This is a genomic window from Nonomuraea sp. NPDC050786, assembly GCF_040654115.1.
GTDB lineage: Bacteria > Actinomycetota > Actinomycetes > Streptosporangiales > Streptosporangiaceae > Nonomuraea.
Window position 1 is genome coordinate 48,159 of the sequence record NZ_JBFAHJ010000034.1, and the last position, 25,119, is coordinate 73,277.

A 25,119-nucleotide genomic window follows, 5' to 3' on the forward strand; every position below is an offset into this window, starting at 1 on the left:
ATGATAGCCCAATTCTGTTATGTCAGCACACCAGCCTGCGCGATTCGGGTCTTCCTGATGCCGATATGTCGAGCTAAGTTCTCGTACGCCGCCCATTCGGGGATATTGCACCGATTCGCGCAAGCCAGAGGAGCCTGTATGCGCATCAGTTCGCGCCGAGGTGTGTTCCGCGTCCTAACCGTGGCCACGGCACTCGCCTTACCCCTCACGCTCGTCCCCGCCGCGGCGTACGCGGACCCGGCACCGAACGCGGCCCAGAAGAAGCTGATCGACTCCATCACCGCACCTGCCGTCAAGAAGCACCTGCAGGCCCTGCAGTCGATCGCCGACGCCAACGACGGCATCCGGGCGGCGGGCACCAGCGGGCACGCGGCCTCCCGCGACTATGTCGTCAGCAAGCTGAAGAAGGCCGGCTACACGGTCACCGTGCAGCCGTTCGAGTTCGCCTATTTCGAGGAACTGTCCACCGCGTCGATGGAGCGGATCTCGCCCAACCCGCGGGCTTTCACCCCGACCCCGCCCGACGGCTCGTCCGTCGGGGAGTTCGCCACCATGAGCTACTCCGGCTCTGGCCAGGTCACCGCGACCCTGCAGAACGTCGACCTCACCCTGCCACCAGGCCCGACACCGAGCAGTTCGAGCTCCGGCTGCGAAGCCTCGGACTTCGCCGGCTTCACCCCGGGCAACATCGCCCTGCTGCAGCGCGGCACCTGCAACTTCGTCGTCAAGGCACAGAACGCCCAGGCCGCGGGAGCCGTCGCCGCGATCATCTTCAACGAAGGCCAGCCCGGCCGCACCGAAACCCTGCGCGGCAACCTCGGCGAGCCCGTCTCGATCCCCGTCGTCGGCACCAGCTTCGCCGTCGGCCAGGAACTGGCCTCGGCCACGACCGTCGTCCGCATCAAGACCGACACCGTCAGCGAGTTCCGCACCACCCACAACGTGATCGCCGACTCCAAGTGGGGCGACCCGAACAAGGTCGTCATGGCCGGCGCCCATCTCGACTCCGTGACCGCGGGACCCGGCATCAACGACAACGGCTCGGGCAGCGCCGCCATCCTCACGGTGGCCGAGGCGCTCGGCAAGATCCCCACCAAGAACCGGCTCCGCTTCGCCTGGTGGAGCGCCGAGGAGCTGGGCCTGCTCGGCTCGGAGTTCTACGTGGGGTCCCTGCCGGCCGCCGAAGCCGCGAAGATCAAGCTGTACCTCAACTACGACATGGTGGCCTCGCCCAACTACGCCTTCAAGATCTACGACGGTGACGACTCCGACGCCACCGGCGCCCCCGCCGGCCCGGCCGGATCCGACGAGATCGAGAAGCTCTTCGAGAAGTACTTCGACGCTCTGCGCCAGGGCCACAACGGCACCGACTTCGACGGCCGCTCCGACTACGGGCCGTTCATCGCGGTCGGCATCCCCGCGGGCGGGCTGTTCACCGGAGCCGAAGGCGTCAAGACCGCCGAGGAGGCCGCGCTGTTCGGCGGCACCGCCGGCCAGCCCTACGACTCCTGCTACCACCAGGCCTGCGACACCATCGCCAACATCAACGACAAGGCACTCGCGCTGAACACCGGCGCCATCGCCACGGCCGCCGTCGTCTACGCCTTCAGCTCCGACCTGCCCGGACCCGACACGCGTGCTGCGGCCGCCACCCGGCGCGCCACCGCCGGCACCGGGGCCGACATCCACGGCAGAGTCAAGAACTGAATGATGGGGTCGGCGTGCGTCCTGCCTTGCCCTGCTCCGGCGGGCGCACGCCGAGTCCCTCGCCTTTACAAAGTAGATTCATAGCGGGGCTCCGCTGGGCTCGACCTACCACTACTTCCCCCGTGGCAAGCAGCAGCTGGCCGCCGAGGCCGTACGGCATGCCGGTGATCTGGTGTCCACGGCACTGGCGCGAGCTGGCGGCGGGTCCGGTGGCCGGGTTGCGCGCCTTCCTGGCCTTGTGGCGGCGGACGGTGCTCGACAGCGGCTTCCGCGCGGGCTGCCCGGTGCTGGCCGTGGCGGTCGAGGAGCCGCCCGCCGAGGGCGAGGCCGAGGCGATCGCCGCCGCGGCCGCCGTCTTCACCGCATGGGAGCGGCTGCTGGCCGAGGCGCTGCGCGAACACGGTGTCGCGGACGCCGGCCCGCTGGCCACCCTGATCGTCGCCTCCGTGGAGGGCACGGTGGCCCTGTGCCGGGCCAAGCGCGACATCCAGCCGCTGGACGACATCGCGGCCCAGCTAGAGCAGCTTCTTACGGATCGCCTCGGCTCGCTCGGGTGAGAAGACGCCGCTGTCGAGCAGCTCCAGGATCGACAGCACGCCGCCACGGCGACACCCATGTAGCGGCCGCTCTGGGCGGCCGCGGCGCCAAGGGTGCCGGCGTCGTCGGGGGCGGCGTCGTCGGGGGCGGGGACGGACATCGCCGGCGCCGCCGCATCGAACGCCGTCCGTCGCCGGACCGCGTCACCTAGGGCGGTAGCTGCCGCCCACCACCACCCCGGCAGGAGGAGGCCAGTCGGAAACCAGTGTGGAAATCACCACGGCAACTGTAAAGGTATTCGCCGCTCGTTCTGCCGCTCCGCGCCCGGCGGCAGCCGACTTTCCCTGATCTAGGGCCATTATCCGCACCGAAACTTTCGGAAAAGTTGCGCCTCCCCCAATTGGCTCGGCCGAACAAACTCCACTGGACTGAAAGTTTCAGCGCGGCACGCTTCGCGCCCCATCGGCCTGCTCCTTCATAGGACCAGCTCAGGGTCGCTTCCCCATGGAGAAAGGGCGGAGCGGAGAGGCCGCAGCCTTGACCGGGATTCGCCGTTTCGTATTTGCTCCGCCGTACCACCACCCCGCGCAGAAAGAGGCCGCGCTCCGCGGATCAGGCGTTTTCGCTGACAACGGACTCCGGTCACGCACATCTTCTCGAAGCAGAAAGGACCGCCGTGAAACAGAGGCTGAGAGCCGTTGTCGCGGCCGCTGCCACAGTGCTGGTCGCCGCCAGCGTCCTCCTGGGGATCCGGCCCGCCGACGCCGCGTCGCTGACCCGGGTGACCAACTTCGGCACCAATCCCACGAACCTGAACATGTACATCTACGTCCCGGACAAGGTCGCGGCGCAGCCGGCGATGCTGGTCCTGGTCCACTACTGCGGCGGTTCGGCCAGCGGGATCTTCAACTGGAACGGCCACGACTACGTCACCGCGGCCGACCGGTACGGGTACATCATCGTGCTGCCCGAAGCCACCCGGGACGGCCACTGCTTCGACGTGTCCACGGCGGGCGCGCTCAAGCGCAACGGCGGCGGCGACTCGACCGGCATCATGGCGATGGTGGCCTACGCCCGGCAGCGCTACAACGTCGACCCCGCACGGATCGTGGTCAGCGGCTTCTCCTCCGGCGCGATGATGACCAATGTCCTCGCCGCCGAATACCCGGACGTGTTCGCGGCCGGCGCGGCGTTCTCCGGCGTACCCGCCGGGTGTTTCGCCACCACGAACGGCTCCCTCTGGAACAGCCAGTGCTCCGGCGGGAACCTCATCAAGACCGCTCAGCAGTGGGGCGACCAGGCCCGGTCGATGTATCCGGGATACACGGGCCGCTACCCACGGATGCAGCTGTGGCACGGCACCACGGACACCACCCTCGCCTACCCGAACTTCGGAGAAGAGCTCAAGCAGTGGACCAACCTGCACGGGTTGAGCCAGACTCCGGCGTTCACCGACCACCCGCAGTCGTCCTGGACCCGGACCAGGTACGGCGACACCGGGACCCGGGCGACCGTCGAAGGAATCAGCGTCAGCGGCGTCGGCCATGACCTGCCGATGAGCGGCATGCTGGCCTACGCCATCTCCTTCCTCGGCCTCGACGGGAACACCCCGCCGCCGACCGACCCTCCGCCCGGCGGCGGAACCGGCGCCTGCCGGGTCAGCGACACGATCAGCCCCTGGAACACCGGGCTGACCGAGAACATCACGATCACGAACACCGGTTCGGCCGCCATCAACGGCTGGTCCCTGGTCTTCACCCTCCCCGGCGGACAGACGATCACCTCCGGGTGGGGCGCCACGTACACGCCGGCCAGCGGCCAGGTCACCGCGAAAAACGTCAGCTACAACGGGTCGCTGGCGCCAGGCGGCTCCACCACCATCGGGTTCCAGGCCAATCACACCGGCAACACCGCCGCGCCCGCCGCCTTCACCCTGAACGGAGCCGCTTGCACCGTCGCCTGACGAGCTGATCAGCCGTCCGTCTCCCCTCTTGTACGGGGCACGCTCCGCGTACCGGCGCGCCGGCTGCCGGCCGCCTGCCTGCCCGTGGAGGGCACGCCCACCCGAGGCTCCATCGCCGTCCTCCCGCCCGGGGTGGCGGGCGTCGGGAGCCTCGGGCACGTGGCGTTCGTGCTGTGGTACGGCTGCCCGGCATCCGCCGCTGTGGCGGGTGCCGGGCAGTCGCTCGCTCGGCCGGCCCTACGAGACCTTCAGCGGGAAGGTGCCGGGACCGACGTTGTCCAGCGTGGTGGTGTTCGCCGCGAGGTACTCGTCCAGGTACGGCGAGCGGTCACCCTGGGTCGGCACGTCGAACCTGGGGTTCAGCACGTTCAGGCTCAGCCGCGCGTCAGAGACCTTGATCGTGTTGCCCGAGGGCACGTCCAGCCAGCCCCAGCCGTCGGTCTCGATGATGGTGCCGATCTGCACCCCCAGCCGGTGTCCCCGCTGGAAGGTCCAGTCGGTCGACTTCAGGTCGAACGAGATCGGTCCGCCCTTCTCCAGCAGGGCGACGTTCTCGTCGAACATCGTCGCCTGGCCGTCCGGAGCGACGTCCCACAGGCGGACCATCACGTTCCCGCTCGTGCTCGCGGTCAGCCTGATCGTCGGCGTGGCGGTGAGCCGGAGCGGCCGGGCCGCGGGCGTGGACCAGGTCCAGAAGCTGTTGGCGGCGGCGTCGCCCCGCTTGGCCAGGCTCTTCTCGGTGTCGGAGAGCGGCTTGATCGGCGGCGCGTGCTCCATGTCCCAGCGGCCCTCCGGGGCGGCCTTCGCCGAGACCCCGCCGCCGTCGTCGACGTACCGGCCGGAGGAGAGCCGCACGCCGTACGACGTCGTGGCCACCGGCCAGGTCGGCTGGGCGCGCCAGTGGCCGAGGCTGTCCTCGATGGCGTACGCCGGGTCGGTCACCGACGGCTTGGTGCCGAGCAGGTGCTGGTCGTAGAAGCGCATCACCTCGTCGAACCAGCCGGCACGCCCCATCTGCAGCCGGCCGTTCTCGTCGGTGTCGTTGCCCCGCACGTGCGGCCACTGGCCGAGCCAACCGCGTTCGCGGCCCCGGTGGTTGGCCAGGTACTCGTCCATGTCCTCAGGCTTGGTGTTGGGCTCGATGAACCCCTGGGTCACGAACAGCGGCGTGCTGCTGCCGGCGGCCTGGGCGGCCAGGTTGCGGGCCTTCCAGTACGCCGACTGCGGGTCGGGGTTGTTGTTGTTGGTGAGGTTGTCGCTCAGGCACTGCGGGTGGCTCGCCTCGTACGCCGCGTTCGCCTTGTAGCGGTCGCTGTCGTCGGCCAACGAAGGCAACGTCGCGATCGAGTTGTACGCCTGCGGCGTGCCCGTGACGTTGGGCCGCGGAACCTTGTTGCTGAACAGGTAGTTGTACATGTCCCAGACCGGCTCCTGGGCGACGACCGCCTTCAGGCTGGGCAGCTTGAGGTTGTTGCCCACCAACCCGGTGACGGCGTCGTACGACTTGCCGTACATGCCGACCTTGCCGGTCGACCATGGCTGGCCGGCCGCCCACTCGACGGCGGCCTTGACGTCGGCCTGCTCACCCGGGCCGACCCAGTCCAGGCACCCCGTGCTGCCGCCGAAGCCGCGCAGGTCGACCATCACGAAGGTGTAGCCGCGCGCCATCAGCTTGGCGCCGTCCACGAAGTCCCGGAAGCGCGCCGACGGCCCGACCCGGTCCCACCCCTCGGGCGACGTCTGCCCCACGTGCGCGAAGTAGGGGCCGACCGAGACGATCACCGGCGTCTTGGCGTCAGCAGGCAGGTGCGCCGGCCGCAGCACGTCGGCGTGTAACTCGACCCCACTGCCGTCCGAGGACGGGAAGTACGCCTCCGTCCACGCGGCGCCCTCGGGAACCCGCGGGTTCTGCTCGTGCGTGACCGGGCCCTCGGCTGCCGCGGTCGCGGCTCCTGCCTGGGCCGCCGCGGGTAATCCGCCGGCGGCAAGGGTGGCGATGGTGACCAGTGCACCGACGGCCGTCGATGCCTTACCACGAAGATCCATTTACGCTCCCGTGATCAATGACTAGCCACGGGAAGAGTAACGATTTTCGGTGGATTTGTCGCTACTTTACTTTCAGCCGCGCCCTTTAGAGAGAATCGAGAATCCTTGAAATATTCGGAATAGTACGATATTCGTCACCGGCGGCTTACTCGACGATCTCGGACAGCGGGCGGCGGATCGACTCCTTGTCGTCGAAGGTGACGCCGAGCCTCATGATCATTTGCGGGTATTCGCCCGAGCACAGCTGGAGCCGCAGGAACTCGCGGAGCGGCTCCAGCTCCAGCGCCTGCGTGTGGAAGGCGGCGCTGACGCCGTACGCCGAGGCCTCCAGCAGCACGTGCTGCAACGCCTGCCCCGCGTCGATCCAGTCCTGGCGGCTGTCGCCCCGTGTGGTGAGCACCGCCACGACTCCGACCGCCGCCGCGCCTTCCTGGCCGGCTCCGCTCCCCCAGCCGGGCTGCCAGCCGTATTCGCGCTGCGGGAAAAGCGGGTCGGTACGCGCCGCCTCGCGCGGGTAACCCTGTGCGGGCACCCCGTCCGTACCGCTGCTGTCGGGTGACCGCGCCCAGCGGATCATCTCCAGGCCGAAGCGGCGATCCTGCGCCTGTACGCCCTGCGCGGCCTGGGTGAGCCCGGCGATCACCTTGATCGCGTCCGGCGAGCGGACCGGCGTCAGCTTGGCGCACTCCTCCATGGCCGCGAGGACCAGCCGCTCGACCACCCTGTCCGGGACGGGCACGTCGGCGAAGCCTGCCCGGTGCGTGCGCCGGCGTTCGATCTCACCGCCCAGCACCTTGACGGTTTCGTCCGCTCGCGCTTCGGCGCCCGGGCGGAGCGTGGCGAGCAACGAGGGGCGGTCCGGGTCCGGGAGCGTACGCACCACTGGCTCGAAGCCCTCGCAGCGCATGGCCGTACGCATGGTGAACAGGGCCGCGCCGCAGCTGATCAGCAGCTCACGGCCCGAGACATCGCTCTCGCGCAGCTTCCGGTCCGTGTCGGCCCGCAGGCCGATCTCCTGCTCGGACACCACGAAGGTCCAGGGCTGCGTGTTGTGCACAGACGGCGCCCAGCGGGCGGCCTCCACTGCGGCTTGCAGCGCATGCTTCGCCGAAATCACGGTCATGACCACCACCTCCACATCAGCGCATCACGCCCAGGGCGGTCCGGTCAGGGCCGAAAGTCCCACGCCGCCAGGGGCATCGGCCCTCCTTGTGCCCGATCACGGAGGGCGTCGATGACGCTTACGGCTTCACGCGCGTACCACCGCCACGGGGCAGCGGACGTGGTGCAGGACGCTCCGGCTGACCGAGCCGAGCAGCACCGAGCTCAGGGCGCCGCGCCCGTGCGAGCCCACCACCAGCAGGTCCGCTTGTTCGGACGCGTCGGTGAGCGCGTCGACCGGATGCGCGGATTGCACGTCCTCGACCAGCTTGACCTCCGGGTAATCCTTGCTGAAGATCGCCGTCCGGTCGCGGACGATCCGGTGCTGCGCCGTACGTACCTCGTCCATGTCGTAGGAGGCCTCGGGGGCGAAGGCATGCACCGGCAACTGCCAGGCATGGACCACCCGCAGCGCGCTCCCCCGGAGCTTCGCCTGCTCGAAGGCGTAGGCCAGCGCGGGCTCGCATTCCGGCGAGTCGTCGACTCCGACCACGACCTCCCCGTACGCCGGCCGATGGTCGGCTCGAACGACCACGACGGGACAGCGCACGTGACCGGCCACGTGCATGCTGACGGGACCCAGCAGCGCGCCGGCGAACCCGCCGAACCCGCGGCTGCCGACCACGACCTCGGCGGCGTCCTTGGCCTGCTCGCGCAGGACCTCGGCCGGCGCGCCCTCGATGTCCTCGGTCGTGACCTCGACGGCGGGCCACCGCTCGCGCACGAGCGCCTCCGCCTCGTTCAGGATCCTCTGTCCCTCGCGCAGCAGCACGTCCGGAAGGACGGAGTTCGGGTATTTGCCGATCTGGTACGGCGAGCGGTCCACGGCGTGCACGATCCGCAGCGGCACCCGCATGCGGTACGCGTCGTGGGCCGCCCACTCCACCGCGGCTCGCGCGGCCACGGAGCCGTCCACGCCAACAATGATCATGGTGTCCTCCTTCGTCACCTCCATCGGACCGCGCTCGACCCGTCCGCTGCAGGGCCGGAGGTCGGTCACGTCAGGGACTAAGGGCCCTGTCTGCCGTGGCGGCACGCGGGTAGCTTCATGGGCACTACCAGCCAAGAAGGGACGCGCCCATGACCGGCAGTGGTGACTTCGGCCGTCGCATCAGCTATCACCGAGACCGGCTCGGCCTCACCGTCGAGCAGGTCGCCGAACGGGCGGACATGTCCACCGGATACGTCCAGTACCTGGAGAGCCACCTGGACATGCCCGACATGGGTACGGTGACCCGCCTGGCCGCCGCTCTGGAGACCACGGTCCAGGACCTGCTGGGCGGCGGGCGCGATCGCCCGCCCGGCCCCGGTCCCGCCGCGGCCCATCCCGTCCTGGAGGTCCTCGAGCCCGAGGAGTGCCTGCGGCTGGTCGCGCCGGGCGGCATCGGCCGGGTGGCGTTCAACGGCCCGGACGGGCCCACGGTGCTGCCCGTGAACTACAAGCTGCACGAGGGCGCCATCGTCTTCCGTACGGCCCGCGGCGGCCCCATGGACCAGGACCTGCGCACCGGCCTCCAGGGAGTGGACATCAAGATCGGCTTCCAGGTGGACCGGATCGACGAGGCTCAGCGGGCGGGCTGGAGCGTGCTCATCCAGGGCCCCGCTCACCACGTACCGGAGGACGAGGTGGAGAAGGTCGTCCACGCCGACGTCACCCCGTGGGCGGGCGGCGAGCGTCAGCTGTACATCCGCATCGCGCCACACAAGATCACCGGCCGCCGCGTCCACGGCCTCTGACCGATCCACGCCCCGGCCGTCCGGCGGCCCGACGCCCTGCCGGGCGCACATGGGCGCGCTTGTCGCGCACCGGGACGGAGATCACCCGCGTGGTGGCGGTCCCGAGGACTTTGGGAACCCATGGGCGGGACCTTCGGCCCTACTGCCGCCGCTGGAGACCCGACAGCATGGAGTGGTCCGGTAAGACGATCTGCGCCCCCCTGGCAGCACTCGACTGGAGGCGGAGATGAAGAGGAAGCCCGTCCACCCAGGCCCGTACAGAAGCCCCTTCGAGCTGTTCAAGCAGGCGGTGAACGGCACGGCGAAGGTCACGGTCTGCGGAGAGGTCGATATCGCGACGGCGGCGCCGCTGGAGGACCTGCTCATCGGTACGATGAACGGCCCGAGCTCGACCATCGAGGTCGACCTGGGCGACGTGTCGTTCATGGATGTGTCCGGACTCACAGCGCTCGTCCGTGCCGACGACAGGGCCCGAGACGTCGGCGGACACCTGTACCTCTCCCGTGTCCCCGAACGCGTCGCCCGCCTGCTCAGGATCTTCGATCTGGACCACCGATTCTCCATCCTCGCTTGATCATCCAGAGGTCTCCCGAACGGCGAAGCTCTGACCGGGAAAGGGCAAAGCCTCAAGACCAAGCCGTTGTGGCCCCCCGTACGGCGCTGTGATCTGCCAAGAGTGGACAGGTGAACGGGACAATGGGCGTGGTGATCGGCTACGACGGCTCCGACCACTCGATGCAGGCCCTGGACTGGGCGGTGGACGAGGCCGAGCTCCGACAGCTGCCCCTCGTCGTCTGCCACGCGTGGCAGTGGCCGTACGGCGACGGTGATCCGGCGGCCCGTGACTCGCTCCGCCACGCGGCCGAGCACGTGCTGTGGCACGGCGCCGACTGCGCGCGAGCCGGCTCCCCAGGACTGGACGTGCGCCCTGATCTGTACGAGGGCTCGGCGACCAGGCGGCTGGAGGAGCTGTCGGCCGATGCTGGACTGCTCGTGGTCGGCTCGCGCGGGCTGGGCGCCATGGCGCGAGCGGTGACCGGTTCCGTGGCGGCCCATGCCGCGGCCCACGCGCGGTGCCCGGTCATCGTCGTCCGTGGCAGGGGTTCGCTGCCTCGCAGGTCCCGTCAGGGGCCGATCGTGGTGGGCCTGGCGGATGACGGCAAGGCCGACGCGGTGCTCGCCTTCGCCTGCGCGGAAGCGACCGTACGCGGCCTTCCGCTGATCGCGGTGCACGCCTGGCGCCAGCCTCCGGTGGCCTGGGGAGGGATCGCGTTCCCCGCCCTCGACCCCATGGCCGTCCGGAACGCCGCCGACAACTGGCTGGCGCAGGCCCTCCGGCCATGGAGGGAGAGGCAGCCGACGACCATGATCGAGTCGCGTACGACACAGGCACAGGCAGGCGAGGCGCTCGCCGCCGTCGCGAACGCGACCCTGGTGGTCGTCGGGAGCCCGCACGGACGGTTCGGCTCCGTGACCGCGGCCATGTTGCGGCATGCGCCATGCCCGGTGGCGATCGTGCGCTGACCACGGGCACGATCGGCATCGCCGGCACCGGCCAGGTCCACTGCCCCATGGACAGGTAGGTCGCGGCACGCCAACAGGCGTCGATGTGCTGCATCGTCATCATGCTGCCGATGCTGTCCGGAGCCGTCCCGCACCCTGGGGGCTTTGGTCCCGTTCTCCTGGGTCGCGGACCCGCCCGCCGGCAGGTCCGCGGTGTCGGGGACGTTGGTCCTGGTCATCAGGGTCGCATGGCACTGGCCGGGCCTGGCCGGCCGCACGCAGGCTTGGAGGGACGGGGAACAGGACACATCACGCTGGGGGCCGACATGAAACGTCCGGCTGTAGCGGCTGCCGCGGTCGGGTCGGCGCTGGCCGCCGCGGCGGCGGTGACCGGCATCGCCGGCACCACAGCCGGCACCACAGCCGGCACCACAGCCGGCACCACAGCCGGCACCACAGCCGGCACCACAGCCGGCACCACAGCCGCCACCACGGCGGCTGCCGCCGCAGCCTGGCAGCCGACCGCCACACCGACCGGCTGGGGCCCCATGGGGCCGTGCGGCTGGATGCACGGCATGCACGTCAGGGACGAGGCCGGTTATCTGACCCAGATGGTGGCCCACCATGAAGAAGCCGTAGCCGCAGCCCGGCAGCTGCAGCGCTCGAACCGCTCCCAGATGCGCGCCCTGGGCGCCTCGATCGTCACGACGCAGAGCGCCGAGATCGCCACCATGAAGGAGTGGCTGGCCAACTGGTATCCGGGGCACCCGGGGGCGCGCGACTACCGGCCGATGATGCGCGACCTGTCCGGACTGTCCGGCGATGCGCTCGATGAGACGTTCTTGCAGGACATGATCCCGCACCACATGGCGGCGATCGGGATGTCGCAGCAGTTGCTGGCGTCCGGGCGGGCCGAGCATCCCCAAGTCGCGGAGTTCGCCGCGAAGATACGCGACGACCAGCATGCCGAGATGTTCCGGATGCGCCGCTACCTGGCCGACTGGTTCGGTGAATGGGGCAGGCCCTGTGGAAGATGGGACAGGCCGGGCCCACGCGGGCCGGGCAGCATGATGCACTGATGGGTCCCACGGCATGGCGGTGGTCAGCGCCGCCGGCCCGCTCGCGTGCCAGAGACAACATGAGTCGAACCGCGGATGACAAGTTTGGTAGCGAGTTCGATGTGGCGGTATTCGATCTCCTCGCCGGCGGCCAGGCGCAGCGCCGTGCGCAGGGCGACGGCGCCCATGTCGCGCAGCGGCTGCCGGACGGTGGTCAGCTGCGGCGAGGTCATGGTGGCGATCTCCGTGTCGTCGAAGCCGACGACGCTGAGGTCTTCGGGGATGCGCAGGCCGCGAGCCCTGGCCGCCTGTATGGCGCCCATGGCACTCTCGTCACCGGCCGCGAAGATGGCCGTCGGCGCGGCGCGCAGGTCGAGCAGGGCGGCTCCTTCTCTCATCCCGTCGGGATAGCCGAAGCCCGGAGTGCGGACGTATTCGGGTGGTACGGGCACGCCCGCGGCCTCCATGGCGGCGCGGTAGCCATGCATGCGTGCTTGGTTGGTGGTCGAGGTCGCGGGTCCGCCGAGATAGGCGATGCGGCGATGGCCGAGCTCCAGGAGATGGTGTGTGGCGGACAGGCCGCCGGCGAAGTTGGTGGATCCGACGCTGGTCACGGGGGTGTCCGGCAGGTTGAGCGGATCGATGACGACCACCGGGAGGCGGGCCTGGGACAGCGCGGCGAGCTGGGCTGGGGTCGGCACGCTCATGACGGTGATCACCGCTCGACGCCCGGCGGCCACGAGGTCGCGAGCCCAGGAGACACCCTCACCGGCCGTGTCTTTCGGATAGGTGACGACGACCGCGACGCCAGACTCGGCTCCGGCCTCGACCGTGCCCTTGATGGCCTCGGTGGAGTAGGCACACAGATCGTCCACCCACACCTCCACCGTGGCCGTTATCCGGGCCTGGCCCTGCCCCGACAGGCGCGGCAGGTAGCCCTGCTCCTCCAGCAGGGACTGCACCAGCGAGCGCGTGGCCGGTGCGACGTCGTGGCGGCCGTTGAGCACCTTGGACACAGTGGTCACGGAGACACCGGCCGAGGCGGCGACGGTGGCCAGCGTGGTACGCCGGGGCAGCCCCGTCACAGGAGCTTGTCCAGGGTGACGGGGAGGTCGCGGACGCGCTTGCCGGTGGCGTTGTGGACGGCGTTCGCCACGGCCAGGCCGGCCTCGCGGATCTCCGCGTCGGTCTGGGCATGCCCCTCGCGCAGCACGGCCACGGCCGACATGATCTGCCCCGACGTGCAGAATCCGCGCTGGAATCCGTCACAGTCGATGAACGCCCGCTGCACCGGGTGCAGCCGGTCGCAGGCCCCGCACTGCCCGCGGTCGCATCCCTTCTTCGTGCCGGTCAGCTCCAGCCGCTCCCGCAGGGTGTCGAGCAGCGTCGTCCGCGGGTCCGCGCGGAGCCGCTCGGCGGTTCCGTTCGCCGTGAACGCCACCGCGACCAGGCTGTCGGCGGGATCAGCGTGCTCCATATGGCCGAACGCTAAGGTTTGCCCACCCCACCGGTCAAGAGCAGACATCGGATGATTCTCACCGAGCGTCCCCCTTTCAACGGGAGCACACCAAGCAGCGACGACCCCTCCTCCGATGACTGGCGATCCCCGAGCGGCACCTGACAGAGGTCCATCGCGACATTTTGCGATACATGGTGTATATGTAAGATACAGCCTGATCGCATAAAGGCGCATGGGCAGCCCCCCAGTCAGAACGTCAACACCATGACGTCCTGCCCTGGCTCGCCAGGTCCACCAGAGCCTCATCCCTCACGAACTCCCCGAAAGGAATGCGATGCCAAGCGCCGAAGCCCACGTCACGACAGACCGCGCCGGCCGGTACCTCGTCCAGCTCTGCCGGCACGCCGCCCAGATGGGCCACGGGCTCCCCGCCCATCCGGGCCGCGGTTCTCACACGGGCGGCGAAAGGCCCAAAGACATCAAGGCCGACTGGTCGGAAACCGAGGGGACCATCACCGTCGACGGCGCAACCTGCTTCCTGCGGGCCACCCCCCACCACCTGACCCTGCGCGTCGAGGCCGAGGACGAGGAGAGGCTGCAGCGCGCCCAGGCCCTCGTCACCAGGAACATCATCAGAATGGGCAGGCGCGACAACCTGACCGTGAGCTGGGACCGACCCGGCGCGACCGCAGACGCGGCCGTCACGGACCCCGCGCCGCGACGACGGCACACCGTGCTCGGCCTCACGCTGGCCGCGGTCCTGGCCGTCGCCGTACACGTGGGCCTGGCCGCAGGCATCCTGGCGATCCCGCAATGGGCGGGCCTGGGCGCGGACGTCGTCCTGGCGGCCGTCCTGGTGAAGGCCGCCCTCGTGGCGACGCACTTCTGGCGCCGCCGCCGTTCAACGGCCAAGGCCGGCTGAGAACGGGAAGGCCGCAACGGGCTCAGCGAGCTCGCAACCCGCCCAGGGTGACCGCGACGAGCCGCTGGACGGCAGCCTTCGAGGGGAGGACGGCAGCCGCCTGCAGTGCGTGCAGGCAGAATGCGGCGAGTTCCTCCGCCGCCACGTCGTCGCGTACGACACCGGCACGCACGGCCTCGGTCAGCGCGTCGCGCAGCATGGTGTGCAGCTGATGCCGGGCGCGACCGACGTCCTGCGACCGGTGCAGGAGCGCGACCAGATCGGGGCCGAAACCGTGGCGCGCCATCTGCTGATGGATGAGCGCGTACGTCTCGAGCATGGCCTCGAGCCGCCGCCCGGCATCGCCCTCGTGCTCCCGTGCTCGGGAGAGGCGCTCCAGATGCCCCGCGATCTCGCGGCTGTGCCAGGCCACCAGGATCGTCTCGACGTCGGGGAAGTACTTGTAGAGCGTGGCCCGGCCGATGCCGGTCCTCTCGGCGATCTGCGACATCGTCACCGCAAGCAGTCCCCGCTCGCCCACCAGCTCGACGGTGGCGTCCAGGATCGCGTCATGCACGGTCCGGCGATGCGCCTCGATCGTCTCGTTCCACAGTTTCGGCACCTGGTCAGTGTACGAGGTGCCGCAAAGGATACATTTTGTCGGATACAGTACAGGCCGTATCGCTCTGCTCGCCGCCGGGGCTTCAGCCGGCGACCACTTCGCACCCGACCTCTTCCACGATTCCGCCGCAGGTCATCCACGACGATCCAGGTCACAGCCGGGCACTGCGCGCCACTCGAGTCGGGACACGAGCACGTGCTGGCCATCGGGGGCGAGGTGCCCTCCACGGCTCGGCAGGAACGTCACCCTGGTCGACTCGGCGCCGCACCCCATGCACGCCGGGCTGGGCAAGGAGGCATCACGCTGGGCTGGGCGGACCGGAGAACACCCAGCCATTCCTGGACGTGCCGAACTTCGCCGCCCACGTGCACGGCGCCCGCATCCGGACGGCCGGGCTGCCGCACCTCGCGGACGCGGCGAGCATCGCCGCCGCCTCCCCGGAAGACGACCGCTTCGCCGTGGCCTTCACGCGGGACGCCGTGCTGGTGGGCGCCGTCGCGGTCAACTCCCCAAGGACCTGATCCTCAAGCGGGCGATCACGGCACGCGAAACATGCTGACTACGATCGCCGGTAGCATTGCCGCCATGATGCGGGGTCTCGGCGAACTCGAATCCACGATCATGGACCGGATGTGGGCCCGGCGCCGGCCCGCCTCCGTACGGGATGTGCTGGAGGACCTCCGTCAGGAGCGGACCATCGCCTACACCACCGTGATGACCGTGATGGACAAGCTGCACACCAAGGGCCTGCTCAAGCGCCGGCCCGTCGGTCGCGCCTACGTCTACGAACCGGTCGCCTCCAAAGAGGCGTACACGGCCGATCTGATGCGCAGCGCGCTGGCGGGCAGCGGCAACCAGGCCGCCACGCTGGTGCATTTCCTGGAGCGGCTGACCCCGGAGGAGGCCGCGGCGCTGGAGGCGGCGCTGCAGGTCTACCCGCACCGAGGCGGCCGGGCATGATCGCCGCCGTCGTCCTGCTGCTTTACACGGTCACGGCCGCGATCTGGCTGCCCCGGCTGGGCCGGCGCGCGGCGCGCCGGGCCGACCGGGCGCCCCGGCTGGCGATCGCGCTCTGGCAGGCCGCGGCCGCTTCGGTGGTCGCGGCCGCGGTGCTGGCGGCGCTGGCCTTCGCCGTCCCCCCTGAGGTCGTCGGGCACGGCCTGGCCGGGCTCTTCGAGGCCTGCGCCGACATGCTGAACGACGGATCCGGGCTCACGCCGGCGGGCGCGGGCGCCCTGCTGGCCGCGGGAGCGGTGCTGGCCCGGGCCGCCTACTGCGGTGCGGCCGTCCTGGTCAGAGCCCGCGCGGAGCGTCGCGAGCACGCGGCGCTGCTCAGCCTCCTGGGCCGCCGCGACAGCGACCTCGGCGCCGTTGTGATCGACTACGACGAGCGGCTGGCCTACTGCCTGCCCGGCAGGCACGCCCAGATGGTCATCACCACGGGAGCGCTGCAGAGCCTCGCCCCTGAGCAGGTCGCCGCGGTCCTGGAGCACGAGCGGGCGCATCTGCGGGGACGCCATCATCTCGTGCTCGCCGCGGGCGAGGCGCTGACCCGGGCCTTCCCGCGCGTCCCGCTGTTCGAGCAGGCCAGGACGGAGATCGCCAGACTGATCGAACTGCTGGCCGATGACATCGCCGCCCGCCGCCACCCACGCGTGCAGATCGCCGCCGCGCTGGTCCGCCTGGCCACCGGCCGCGCGCCCGCGTTCACCCTCGGCGCCGGCGGCGAGACAGCGATCACCCGCGTACGCCGCATGCTCAACCCGGAAGAGCCACTGCGCCGCCGCGAGCGCCTGGCCGGGCTGCTCGCGGTCGCCCTGCTGCTGGGCGGCCCCGCGCTGGTCGCGCTCGTGCCCGGCCTCAGCTCCTTCCTGGCGCATCACTGCCATTCGCTCTTCACCCTCTGACCTACGAAGGCGGATAGTAGCCTTCGTGCGCGATCTCCTTCAGGTTTGGACATGTGGGTCAGCGTGCGACTTAATGTCTGCATGACGTCCAATGCCGGCATGAGCATCGGTGAGATCGCGGAGCGGTTCGGCCTGGCGACGCATGTGCTGCGGCACTGGGAGGCGATGGGCCTGCTCACGCCGGTCCGCGTCGCAGGAGCACGCCGCCGCTACGGACCGGACGACCTCTACCGGGTGGCCGTGATCCTTCGGGGCAAGGAGGCCGGGTTCAGCCTGGAAGAGATCCACGAGATGATGGCCACCTCGGACGCCGCGAAGCGGCGGGCCGTCCTGCTACGCCGCCGGGAGGAACTGGCCCGGCGCATCTCCGAGGCACAGGCGTCTGTTGAACTCATCGACTGCGCGCTGGACTGCGATCATGAGGATCTGGCCGGTTGTCCGCATTTTCAGTCCATGGTCGCAGAGCGGATCTCCGGGTTCACGACTCCACACGTACGAGTGTGAAATCGCGGAGCACGAGCACCCTGGACGGCGAGGCGGACGGGCCGGTGCCGGTCAGCGGAGCTTGAGGAGGTCCACCAGGAGGGTGGTCAGTTCCTCCAGGGACAGTTCGCGTCCCCGGGCCGTCAGGCGTTCGTACTCGTCCTGCGGGAGGGCCTCGCGTACGGCGGCGGCCTCGCGGGGACCGTCCCGCGGGTCCATCGACTCGGGGGAGAAGCCCACCCGGCGGCCGACGGCCTCCACGCCGCCCATCAGCACGGCTGCCTGGTCGGCCTGTCCGGCCAGCACGAGGGCGTGGGCGGCGGTGTGGAACAGCACCAGCCTGGAGGTGACGTCTTGGTGACGGTCGAGCGCGTGCAGAATGCCGGCGGCGATCTCCAGGGCACGCCGGCCGTCGCCACGGTCGCACGCGGTTTTCATGGCGGCCCACGCGGACGAGCCGGCCGCCCAGTCGTGGCCGCAGGAGTCGGCGGTCGCGACGGCTTCGGCCAGGACCGCGGCGGCGGTCGGGAGATCTCCCAGAACGCGGGCGAGCGTGCCCTGAACCATCAGCGCCTCGGCCACCAGCCAGTCCTCGCCGGTACGCCGGGCGAGTTCGACCGCGCTGCGGGCGAGCGCCGGAGCGTCAACGGGTATGCCGGCGAGCACGCCGAAGTGCGTCTGGTAGACCCGTGCGGAAGCCTCGACCACCAGGTCACCTGCCTGCCGTGCCTCCTGCTCCGCCAGCAGGACGGCCTCGTACGCCTGCGCCGGCCTCCCGGCCAGGTAGCTGAGCCCGCTGACGGCGAGCCGGGCCCTCCCCCGGACCTCCGGCTCGGCGTGCGGCGCCGCGGCGAAAGCCTTCGACATCCACGACAGGCCCTCGGCGATGTGGCCCATGCGGTACCAGAACCAGTACAGCGCTCCACCCAGTCGCAGCGCGTAGTCGCCGTCCCCGGCGGCCAGCGCGGAAGCGAACGCGGCGCGGAACTCCGGCTGCTCCCGGGTCAGCCGGCCCAGCAGCACGGCCGCCTGAGGGCCGTGGAGCCTGCGCTCGGCGCTCTCCGCCTGGGCCAGCACCCAGGCGCGGTGCCGTTGCTGGGTCCGCGCCAGGTCCTCCACGTCGAGTTCCCGCAGCGCGTACTGACGCAGCGTCTCCAGCAGCCGGTAGCGGCGTGGCGCGGTCCCGGGCTCGACACCGACCAGCGACTTGCGGACCAGGGCCGACAAGGGAGGCAGCACGGGGCTCTGGTTCCCGACCGCGCCCGCGGCGTCGAGGTCGAATCCGGCGGCGAACACGCTCAGCCGGTGGAAGAGCCGCCGTTCCTCGGGTTCGAGCAGCCGGTGGCTCCAGGCGATGGCAGACTCCAGCGCGCGATGCCGGTCGGGCAGGTCGACAGGGCCGTCGACCAGTACGTCGAAGCGGTTCTCCAAGGTGTCGGCGATCTGGCCGATGGAGAGCACCCGGCATTGCGCGGCGGCCAGTTCGATGGCGAGCGGAATGCCGTCGAGGCCGGCGCAGAGCCCGGGGATCCGGTCGAGGTCGTCCACGTCCGGGGACCAGGTGGCCAGGCCCGCGGCGGCCCGTTCCCGGAAGAGTTCGGCGCCGTCCCCGTCGGGGTCGAGCGGCCGTACCTCGTAGACCGCCTCGCCCTCGACGCCCAGCGCTTCGCGGCTGGTGGACAGTATCCGCAGGCCGCCGCATCGGCTCAGCAGCACACCGGTCAGGGTGGTGACCTCGTTCAGCAGGTGTTCGCAGTTGTCGAGGACCAGCAGTAATCGCCGTCCGGCGAGCACGGCCGACAGGTCTTCGGCTGAGGACGCCCCGGGGATGCCGACGGCGGCGCCGATCGTGGCGGGCAGCAGCTCGGGTGAGGTGAGGCCGGCCAGTTCCACCAGCCAGGGCCCGTCGGTGCTGTCGGTCCGGCCTCTGGCCGTCTCCAGCGCGAGACGTGTCTTGCCCACTCCGCCCGGGCCGGTGAGGGTGACCAGCCGGTACTCGGCCAGCAGACGCTCCACGGCGGCGATGTCGTCCGTGCGGCCGACGAGGCTTGACAGTGCGAACGGCAGGTTACCGACGGGCGCCGCCGCCGGACGGCGGGCAGGCGCGACGGGAACGGCGGGAGCGCCATCGAGGTGAGCGCCACCGACGTGAGCGCCACCGACGTGAGCGCCACCGACGTGAGCCCCACCGACGTGAGCGCCGACGGTTCCGGCGGAGCGAGCGGGCGGCGGGTCGAGGCGGGGGTCCTGGGCGAGCACCGCGGACTCCAGGTCGCGTAACGCGGGTCCGGGGTCGATGCCCAGCTCGTCGGCGAGCCGTCGCCGTACCGTGCGCAGCGCCGCGATCGCGTCAGCCTGCCGCCCGGACCGGTGCAGGGCGAGGACGAGCAGCTCCCAGCCGCGTTCCCGCAGCGGTTGCTCGGCCACCAGCGCCTCCAGCTCGCCGACCGCCGCGGCGTGCCTGCCCAGGTCGACGGTGGCGGCCAGCCGGTCCTCGTACGCGGCCGCACGCAGGTCCTCCAGCCGGGCCGCTTCCGTGAAGGCGAAACCGGCCCCGCCGAAGTCCGCGTAGGCGGGACCACGCCACAGCTCCAGCGCCTCGGTGAGCAGTTCCACGGCGGGGCCCGGCCGTCCGCCGTCCAGAGCGCGCCGCCCCGCCACGGCGAGGTCGGCGAAGCGCTCGGCGTCGACGGCGGACGGATCAGTCCGCAGTGCGTATCCCATCCCCTCACGGACCAGCAGCCGGGCCGGAGCGCCGGGCGGGCGCTCCGGCTCCAGGGCCCGGCGCAGCTGGGAGATGTACGCGTGGAGGGTCGTCGGTGAGGAGGGCGGGGAGTCTTCCCACACCTGGGACGTGATCCGCTCGGCGGAGACCGTCCTGCCCCTGGCGATCAGCAGGACAGCCAGGACCGCCCGCTGCCGCAGACCCCCCAGGCCGACCGCCCGTCCCGCCAGCTCGGCCCGGACAGGACCGAGTACCCCGAACCGCACAATATCGGGAGCGACCCCACCCATCGGCCCGCCTCTCGCACCCTTTGTGAAGATCTCATGCGAGGGTAACCGAAGGGCTGCGGCCCAGGAAGGGCGGGAACAACGGGTGGCCGGAGCCGGTCAGCTCGAGCAGGTGGCCGTCACCGAGACGTACCGGCGAACGGCGCCTCCGTTCGCGGCCGTCACCGTGAGCTTGTCGCGGCTGAACGCGTCGGAGGTCGTGTCCAGGCTGGTCGAGACCGACACCCCGTCACCGGCGGTGATCTTGATCGTGTCGGTCAGCATCGTGGGGGCGTACGAAGGGCACATGACCAGGAAGGATCTGGTGGCGCCGGGCTCGACCCAGACCGCGTTGCCCGCGCCGGCCGTCGCCGCCGAGGCCGGGGCGGCGAGGGCCGTCAGCCCACCGGCCACGGCGGTCGCCAGCACGATGCCCGCGGTGATGTTCTTGAACATGATGATGTCCTTTCTCACGGTTCTCTATTTCGGATGCCGCGGCTCAGGATGAGCCGCGACGTCATTGACCGGCCGGGACCTGCTCCCGAGCCGGAAGCGTGGGATGGGCCGGGCCGCCGCTGGGACGCGGCCGGAGCACGCGGGCCAGGACGCCGGGTGACAGCAGGCGCTGTGGCGGGGCCTGCAGGTTGGCGACGCTCAGGAAGGCGTGGCCGACCACCGGGTCCGCTTCCGCGGCCACGTGGAGGCGGGCGATGTAGCGGTTGAGCAGCTTCACCCGCAGCGGCCGCGGAGCCTCAACGGACGGGAACCGCAGATCACCACCGACCGACAGGTCCCAGGGCACGTCGATGATCCGCGCGGCCCGCTCGAAGAAGCGGCGGGCCAGGCCGTCGCGCCGGCCGTCCTGCAAGCACTCACGAAGGGCGACGGCCTCGCACGCGGCGACCGTCATGCCCTGCCCGTAGCTCGGGTTGAACTGGCACAGGGCGTCGCCGAACACCACATAGCCCTCGGGGAAACGGCCCAGCCGCTCGTAGCGGCGCCGAATGCTCACGGGGATGCGCATCCGCCGCGGCTCCCCCAGCGGTTCCAGGCGCTCCAGGAGGCGGTGCAGGTCCGGGACCGGAAGCCGGGCGGCGAACCCGTGGTACCCGTCCGGGTCGACGGGTGGGACGTCGTCGCCCATGCCGAAGAGGGTGACGAGCCAGCGGTCTCCCTCCCCGCTGAGGGCGACCCCGCCCCTGGGGATCGTCGCGCTGTGCCCCACCACCATGGCGACGAAGTCGGCGTCGCCCGGCCGGCGCCGGTACTCACGCGAGACGTACTGCAGCCGGGAGTCGACACGTTCCTCAGGCGCGGGCTCGTATCCCAGCCGGCGCAGCCACTCCGTGCCCCGGTTTCCCCGGCCCACGGCGTTCACCACGAGATCGGCCGCCATGTCCTCGGGCTGGTGCCCCGGACGCTGCAGACGTACTCCGGTGACCACGCCGTCCCTGCCGGCGATCGGCTCGACCACTTCGCAGCGCTCGAGGATCACCACGCCGGGAAGGTCCGCGACCCGGGAGCGCAGATACCGTTCGAGTTCCGGCCGGCTCACCGTCAGGCCACGCAGCCGCGAAGGCGCGGGGCGCAGCAGCCGGCCGTCGTTGTACCAGCGGACGTCGTCCTGGATGTCGCAGGTGGTGGCGCCCGCCGCGATCAGGTCCGCGGTCAGCCGGGGGAACAGGTCCTCGAGGATCTCGCAGCCCCGGGAGAGCAGCCCGTGCGCGTGATACCCCTGCGGCACACCGCGCCGGGGCACACCCTGGGCGGGCAGCGCGTCACGGTCGATCACCGTGACCCGGTCGAACGTCTCGCTCAGCACCCGGGCCACCAGGAGTCCGCCGATCCCCGCTCCCGCGACGACGGCGTGTCCGGTGGGCGGGCTTCCGATGCCGGTCATGGCTTCCTCACCCCTCTCCCCTGCTCAGCCCCACTGGGAGGGGTCGCCCGCCACGGACGATGGGGAGGGGTCGCCGTCGGTGGCGTGGGCCGTCGTGGCGCCCAGTCCGAGCAGGACTCCCAGGGCGATTCCCGCCGCCGCCGCAGTACGGATCATTCGGTTGACCATGATTCACCTCGTTGTCCGGCCGCCCGGACCAGGCGGCGCCGCGTTCACACCAACGAGAGTGGGCCGGCCTGCTTCGACGTCACTGGGAACGGGCTTTCCCAGCGGCTTCCAAGGCTTCCCAGCGCCCCGGTCAGAGGATCATCGTCCAGCGATCAACGAGGTGAGCAGGGCACTCGCGTCCCGCCGGGACATCGCGCGCCCGCGGGCCGCATGACGTTCGTACTCCTCGGGCGGAAGCGCCCCGCGTACGGCGGCCGCCTCGCGCGGCCCGTCCAACGGGTCCATCGACTCCGGGGAGACGCCGGCTCGCTTGCCGATCGCCTCCACGGCTCCCATGAGCACGGCCGCGTGCTCGGCCTGCCCGGTCAGCGCGAGGGCGCGGGCCGCGCTGTGCACCGTCACCAGCCAGAAGGAGATGTCTCCGTACCGGTCCATCGTGGCCAGGATGTCCGCCGCGACGGCCAGCGCCCGCGTGCCGTCCCCGCGGTCCGAGGCCGTCTTCATCTCGCACCAGGCCGCCCCGTCCGCCGCCCAGTCGTGGCCGCTGGCGCGGGCGGCGCCGATGGCCTCCTGGAAGACCCTGTCGGCGCCCGGCAGATCCCCCAGCACCCGCAGGACCATGCCCTGGATCATGAGCGTCTCGGCTTCCAGCCAGTCCAGGGCGCTGCGCCGGGCCAACTCGACGGCCTCGCGGGCGAGAGCCGCGGCGTCGAGCGCCGCCCCGGTCAGCAGCCCCAGGTAGGCGGCGTACGCGGTGGTGAGCGCCTCCGTCACCAGATCGCCTGCCTGGCGGGCCTCCTCCATCGCCGTACGGGCCGCCTGGTACGCCTGTGGCGGCTGTCCTGCCAGGTAGTGCAGTCCCACGACCGCGAACCGGGCACGCGCCCGGACATCCGCACCGGCCCGCGGGGCCGCCGCGAACGCCTCGGACAGCCAGGCCAGGCCCTCCGCGACATGGCCCATGCGGAACCAGAACCAGAACAGCGCGCCGCTCAGCCGTAGCGCGTACTCGCCGTGACCCGCTGCCAGCGACGAGGCGAACGCCGCCCGGAACTCCGCCTGATCCCGGCTCAGCCCGTTCAGCAACGCCGCTCCCTGCGGCCCGCGGAGATGGCGTTCGGCGTTCTCGGCCCGGGCCAGGGCCCAGGCGCGGTGGCGTTCCTGCGCCGCGGCCAGCTCGTCGGCGGAGAGCGAGGCCAGGGCGTACTGGCGCAGGGTCTCCAGCATCCGGTAGCGGCGTGGCGCCGTGCCGGTTTCGGCGGTGACCAGCGATTTGCGGACCAGCGCCAGCAGCGGTGGCAGGACAGGATCGACTCCTCCCACCGCGGCGGCCGCCTCCAGGTCGAAGCCGGCTTCGAACACGCCGAGCCGGTGGAAGAGCCGGCGTTCCGCCGGCCGCAGCAGTTGATCGCTCCAGGCCACCGTGTTCAGCAGCGTGCGATGACGGTCCGGCCGCCCGGCTGATCCGTCCACCAGCAAGGTGAAGCGGTCCGCCACGGCGTCGGCTATCTGGGCGACGGACAGCGCCCGGCTCTGCGCGGCGGCGAGTTCGATGGCCAACGGGATGCCGTCGAGCCGTAAGCACAGGGCCGCGATCGTCTCCCTGTCGCCCGGCTCGGCCGCCCAGCCGGGAGAGACGGCCGCGGCGCGGCGCAGGAACAGGTCCGCGGCCTCCGTGGCGGCATCCAGGGGCGGTACTTCGTAGACCATCTCCCCCGAGATGCCCAGGGGCTCGCGGCTGGTGCACAGCATCCGCACGGTCCCGCAGCGGGTCAGCAGCGTGTGGGCCAGCATGGCGGCGGGCACCAGCAGATGCTCGCAGTTGTCCAGGACGATCAGCATGTCACGGTCGGCGATCATCCCGGCCAGCTGGTCGGGGGACGCCGCGCTGGGCAGTCCCAGGGCGGCGGCCATGGTCCCGGTGAGCAGTTCGGGTGCGTGCAGCCCTGCCAGCTCCACGAGCCAGGGCCCGTCGGCGTCGGTACGGGCGCGCGCGACCTCCACGGCCAGGCGGGTCTTGCCGACCCCGCCCGGCCCGGTGAGCGTGACCAGCCGGTGCCCGTCCAGCAGAGACGCGACGGCCGCGAGGTCGCCGCCGCGGCCGACGAAGCCGGACAGCGCGAACGGCAGATTGCCCGAGGGCGGCGCCGGAGCCACCGCCGGAGGGTATGACACGCGGGTGGGCTCAGCCGGTGCCGAGGCCAGCCGCGGGTCCTGGGCGAGTACGGCCGCCTCCAGGTCGCGCAGTCCGCGTCCCGGGTCGATGCCCAGCTCGTCGGCCAGCCTCCTGCGTACCGCCCGAAGGGCGGCGAGCGCGTCGGCCTGCCGCCCCGACCGGTACAGGGCGAGGACCAGCAGCTCCCAGCCACGCTCCCGCAACGGCTGCTCGACGATCAGCGCCTCCAGCTCGCTCACGGCGGCGGCGTGCTGCCCGGACGCGATGACCGCCGCGAGCCGGTCCTCGCGGACCGTGGCCCGCAGATCCTCCAGCCGGGTCGCGTCGGGCACCGCGAAGGCGGCTCCGCCGAAGTCGGCATAGGCCGAGCCCCGCCACAGCGCGAGCGCCTGTCCGGTCAGGTCCGCGGCGAGTCGCGGTTCACCGCCCTCCAACGCGCGCCGGCCACGAGCGGCCAGATCGGTGAAGCGCTCGGCGTCGATCGCGGCGGGTCCTGTCCGAAGGGCGTAACCGGGCCCCTCGCGCACCAGCAGCCGGGCCGGGGCGCCGGGCGCTCTCTCCGGCTCCAGCGTCCTGCGCAGATCGGCGACGTATCCATGGAGCGTCGTCAGGGAGGGCGGTCGCGAGCCCTCCCACACTTCGGAGAGGATCCGCTCTGCCGAGACGCTCCTGCCCCGCGCGATCAGCAGCAGCGCCAGCACGGCCCGCTGGCGAGGTCCGCCAAGCCCTGCCGCGCGACCGCCGACCTCGGCCCGGAGCGGCCCAAGAACGCCGAACCTCACGTCCTCGACCACACTCAC

At 71.1% G+C, this 25,119-nt stretch carries 23 protein-coding genes; 12 read left to right on the plus strand and 11 right to left on the minus strand.

Features of this window, described 5'->3' with window-relative positions; translation table 11 throughout:
- Nucleotides 1-138 precede the first annotated feature (138 nt).
- The 3 genes from AB0H84_RS42980 to AB0H84_RS42990 all read left to right on the plus strand — a co-directional run bounded on the left by AB0H84_RS42980 (nucleotide 139) and on the right by AB0H84_RS42990 (nucleotide 4,207).
- Nucleotides 139-1,707 (plus strand): M28 family metallopeptidase, encoded by a 1,569-nt coding sequence (locus tag AB0H84_RS42980; RefSeq protein ID WP_357617827.1) that lies wholly within the window; start codon nucleotides 139-141, stop codon nucleotides 1,705-1,707.
- Nucleotides 1,708-1,829: 122 nt separating this feature from the next.
- Nucleotides 1,830-2,264 carry a hypothetical protein gene (locus AB0H84_RS42985; RefSeq protein ID WP_357617829.1) on the plus strand — a complete coding sequence of 145 codons (435 nt, stop codon included), beginning with the start codon at nucleotides 1,830-1,832 and terminating at the stop codon, nucleotides 2,262-2,264.
- 656 nt (nucleotides 2,265-2,920) lie between these two features.
- Nucleotides 2,921-4,207, plus strand: coding sequence for a PHB depolymerase family esterase (locus AB0H84_RS42990; protein ID WP_357617831.1), 1,287 nt, complete (start codon nucleotides 2,921-2,923; stop codon nucleotides 4,205-4,207).
- 237 nt (nucleotides 4,208-4,444) lie between these two features.
- Here AB0H84_RS42990 and AB0H84_RS42995 read toward each other — a convergent pair whose 3' ends face one another.
- The 3 genes from AB0H84_RS42995 to AB0H84_RS43005 form a co-directional block, all read right to left on the minus strand.
- Nucleotides 4,445-6,253 carry a CocE/NonD family hydrolase gene (locus tag AB0H84_RS42995; protein WP_357617832.1) on the minus strand — a complete coding sequence of 603 codons (1,809 nt, stop codon included), beginning with the start codon at nucleotides 6,251-6,253 and terminating at the stop codon, nucleotides 4,445-4,447.
- Nucleotides 6,254-6,398: 145 nt separating this feature from the next.
- Nucleotides 6,399-7,376, minus strand: a complete 978-nt coding sequence (locus tag AB0H84_RS43000; RefSeq protein ID WP_357617834.1) for a nitroreductase family protein — start codon at nucleotides 7,374-7,376, stop codon at nucleotides 6,399-6,401.
- 126 nt (nucleotides 7,377-7,502) lie between these two features.
- Complete coding sequence (locus tag AB0H84_RS43005; RefSeq protein WP_357617836.1) at nucleotides 7,503-8,345, minus strand: universal stress protein; 843 nt, start codon at nucleotides 8,343-8,345, stop codon at nucleotides 7,503-7,505.
- 149 nt (nucleotides 8,346-8,494) lie between these two features.
- Between AB0H84_RS43005 and AB0H84_RS43010 the strand changes: the two genes are divergently transcribed.
- From AB0H84_RS43010 to AB0H84_RS43025, 4 genes are all read left to right on the plus strand, one after another.
- Nucleotides 8,495-9,151 carry a pyridoxamine 5'-phosphate oxidase family protein gene (locus AB0H84_RS43010; protein WP_357617838.1) on the plus strand — a complete coding sequence of 219 codons (657 nt, stop codon included), beginning with the start codon at nucleotides 8,495-8,497 and terminating at the stop codon, nucleotides 9,149-9,151.
- A gap of 226 nt (nucleotides 9,152-9,377) precedes the next feature.
- Complete coding sequence (locus tag AB0H84_RS43015; RefSeq protein ID WP_357617840.1) at nucleotides 9,378-9,725, plus strand: STAS domain-containing protein; 348 nt, start codon at nucleotides 9,378-9,380, stop codon at nucleotides 9,723-9,725.
- A 110-nt stretch (nucleotides 9,726-9,835) separates the two neighbouring features.
- Complete coding sequence (locus AB0H84_RS43020) at nucleotides 9,836-10,675, plus strand: universal stress protein (protein WP_357617842.1); 840 nt, start codon at nucleotides 9,836-9,838, stop codon at nucleotides 10,673-10,675.
- 305 nt (nucleotides 10,676-10,980) lie between these two features.
- Nucleotides 10,981-11,733, plus strand: coding sequence for a DUF305 domain-containing protein (locus AB0H84_RS43025; protein WP_357617844.1), 753 nt, complete (start codon nucleotides 10,981-10,983; stop codon nucleotides 11,731-11,733).
- A 23-nt stretch (nucleotides 11,734-11,756) separates the two neighbouring features.
- On the opposite strand, the gene AB0H84_RS43030 is transcribed toward AB0H84_RS43025, so the two are convergent.
- Together AB0H84_RS43030 and AB0H84_RS43035 are read right to left on the minus strand one after the other, a co-directional pair.
- Nucleotides 11,757-12,797, minus strand: a complete 1,041-nt coding sequence (locus AB0H84_RS43030; protein WP_357617846.1) for a substrate-binding domain-containing protein — start codon at nucleotides 12,795-12,797, stop codon at nucleotides 11,757-11,759.
- The gene (locus AB0H84_RS43035; RefSeq protein ID WP_357617848.1) at nucleotides 12,794-13,189 is read right to left on the minus strand and encodes a 2Fe-2S iron-sulfur cluster-binding protein; all 396 of its coding nucleotides are present in this window, start codon (nucleotides 13,187-13,189) and stop codon (nucleotides 12,794-12,796) included. Before AB0H84_RS43035 ends, AB0H84_RS43030 begins: the two co-directional genes overlap by 4 nt.
- 316 nt (nucleotides 13,190-13,505) lie before the next feature.
- On the opposite strand from AB0H84_RS43035, the gene AB0H84_RS43040 reads away from it, so the two are divergent.
- On the plus strand, nucleotides 13,506-14,093 hold the full coding sequence (locus tag AB0H84_RS43040; RefSeq protein ID WP_357617850.1) for a DUF2218 domain-containing protein: 588 nt from the start codon (nucleotides 13,506-13,508) through the stop codon (nucleotides 14,091-14,093).
- A gap of 22 nt (nucleotides 14,094-14,115) precedes the next feature.
- Here AB0H84_RS43040 and AB0H84_RS43045 read toward each other — a convergent pair whose 3' ends face one another.
- Nucleotides 14,116-14,694, minus strand: coding sequence for a TetR/AcrR family transcriptional regulator (locus AB0H84_RS43045; protein ID WP_357617852.1), 579 nt, complete (start codon nucleotides 14,692-14,694; stop codon nucleotides 14,116-14,118).
- Between the two features lie 344 nt (nucleotides 14,695-15,038).
- Between AB0H84_RS43045 and AB0H84_RS43050 the strand changes: the two genes are divergently transcribed.
- The 4 genes from AB0H84_RS43050 to AB0H84_RS43065 all read left to right on the plus strand — a co-directional run bounded on the left by AB0H84_RS43050 (nucleotide 15,039) and on the right by AB0H84_RS43065 (nucleotide 17,105).
- Nucleotides 15,039-15,215, plus strand: coding sequence for a hypothetical protein (locus AB0H84_RS43050; protein ID WP_357617854.1), 177 nt, complete (start codon nucleotides 15,039-15,041; stop codon nucleotides 15,213-15,215).
- Nucleotides 15,216-15,279: 64 nt separating this feature from the next.
- The gene (locus tag AB0H84_RS43055; RefSeq protein ID WP_357617856.1) at nucleotides 15,280-15,654 is read left to right on the plus strand and encodes a BlaI/MecI/CopY family transcriptional regulator; all 375 of its coding nucleotides are present in this window, start codon (nucleotides 15,280-15,282) and stop codon (nucleotides 15,652-15,654) included.
- Nucleotides 15,651-16,601, plus strand: a complete 951-nt coding sequence (locus tag AB0H84_RS43060; protein WP_357617858.1) for a M56 family metallopeptidase — start codon at nucleotides 15,651-15,653, stop codon at nucleotides 16,599-16,601. Before AB0H84_RS43055 ends, AB0H84_RS43060 begins: the two co-directional genes overlap by 4 nt.
- A gap of 99 nt (nucleotides 16,602-16,700) precedes the next feature.
- Entirely contained in the window at nucleotides 16,701-17,105 is a 405-nt protein-coding gene (locus AB0H84_RS43065; RefSeq protein ID WP_357617860.1) for a MerR family transcriptional regulator, read from the plus strand.
- A gap of 51 nt (nucleotides 17,106-17,156) precedes the next feature.
- Here AB0H84_RS43065 and AB0H84_RS43070 read toward each other — a convergent pair whose 3' ends face one another.
- The 5 genes from AB0H84_RS43070 to AB0H84_RS43090 all read right to left on the minus strand — a co-directional run bounded on the left by AB0H84_RS43070 (nucleotide 17,157) and on the right by AB0H84_RS43090 (nucleotide 25,119).
- Complete coding sequence (locus AB0H84_RS43070; protein ID WP_357617862.1) at nucleotides 17,157-20,099, minus strand: BTAD domain-containing putative transcriptional regulator; 2,943 nt, start codon at nucleotides 20,097-20,099, stop codon at nucleotides 17,157-17,159.
- A 96-nt stretch (nucleotides 20,100-20,195) separates the two neighbouring features.
- Nucleotides 20,196-20,531 carry a hypothetical protein gene (locus tag AB0H84_RS43075; RefSeq protein WP_357617864.1) on the minus strand — a complete coding sequence of 112 codons (336 nt, stop codon included), beginning with the start codon at nucleotides 20,529-20,531 and terminating at the stop codon, nucleotides 20,196-20,198.
- 61 nt (nucleotides 20,532-20,592) lie between these two features.
- Nucleotides 20,593-21,975, minus strand: coding sequence for an FAD-binding monooxygenase (locus AB0H84_RS43080; RefSeq protein WP_357617866.1), 1,383 nt, complete (start codon nucleotides 21,973-21,975; stop codon nucleotides 20,593-20,595).
- A 24-nt stretch (nucleotides 21,976-21,999) separates the two neighbouring features.
- Complete coding sequence (locus AB0H84_RS43085; protein WP_357617868.1) at nucleotides 22,000-22,131, minus strand: hypothetical protein; 132 nt, start codon at nucleotides 22,129-22,131, stop codon at nucleotides 22,000-22,002.
- Between the two features lie 150 nt (nucleotides 22,132-22,281).
- Nucleotides 22,282-25,119, minus strand: coding sequence for a BTAD domain-containing putative transcriptional regulator (locus AB0H84_RS43090; protein WP_357617870.1), 2,838 nt, complete (start codon nucleotides 25,117-25,119; stop codon nucleotides 22,282-22,284).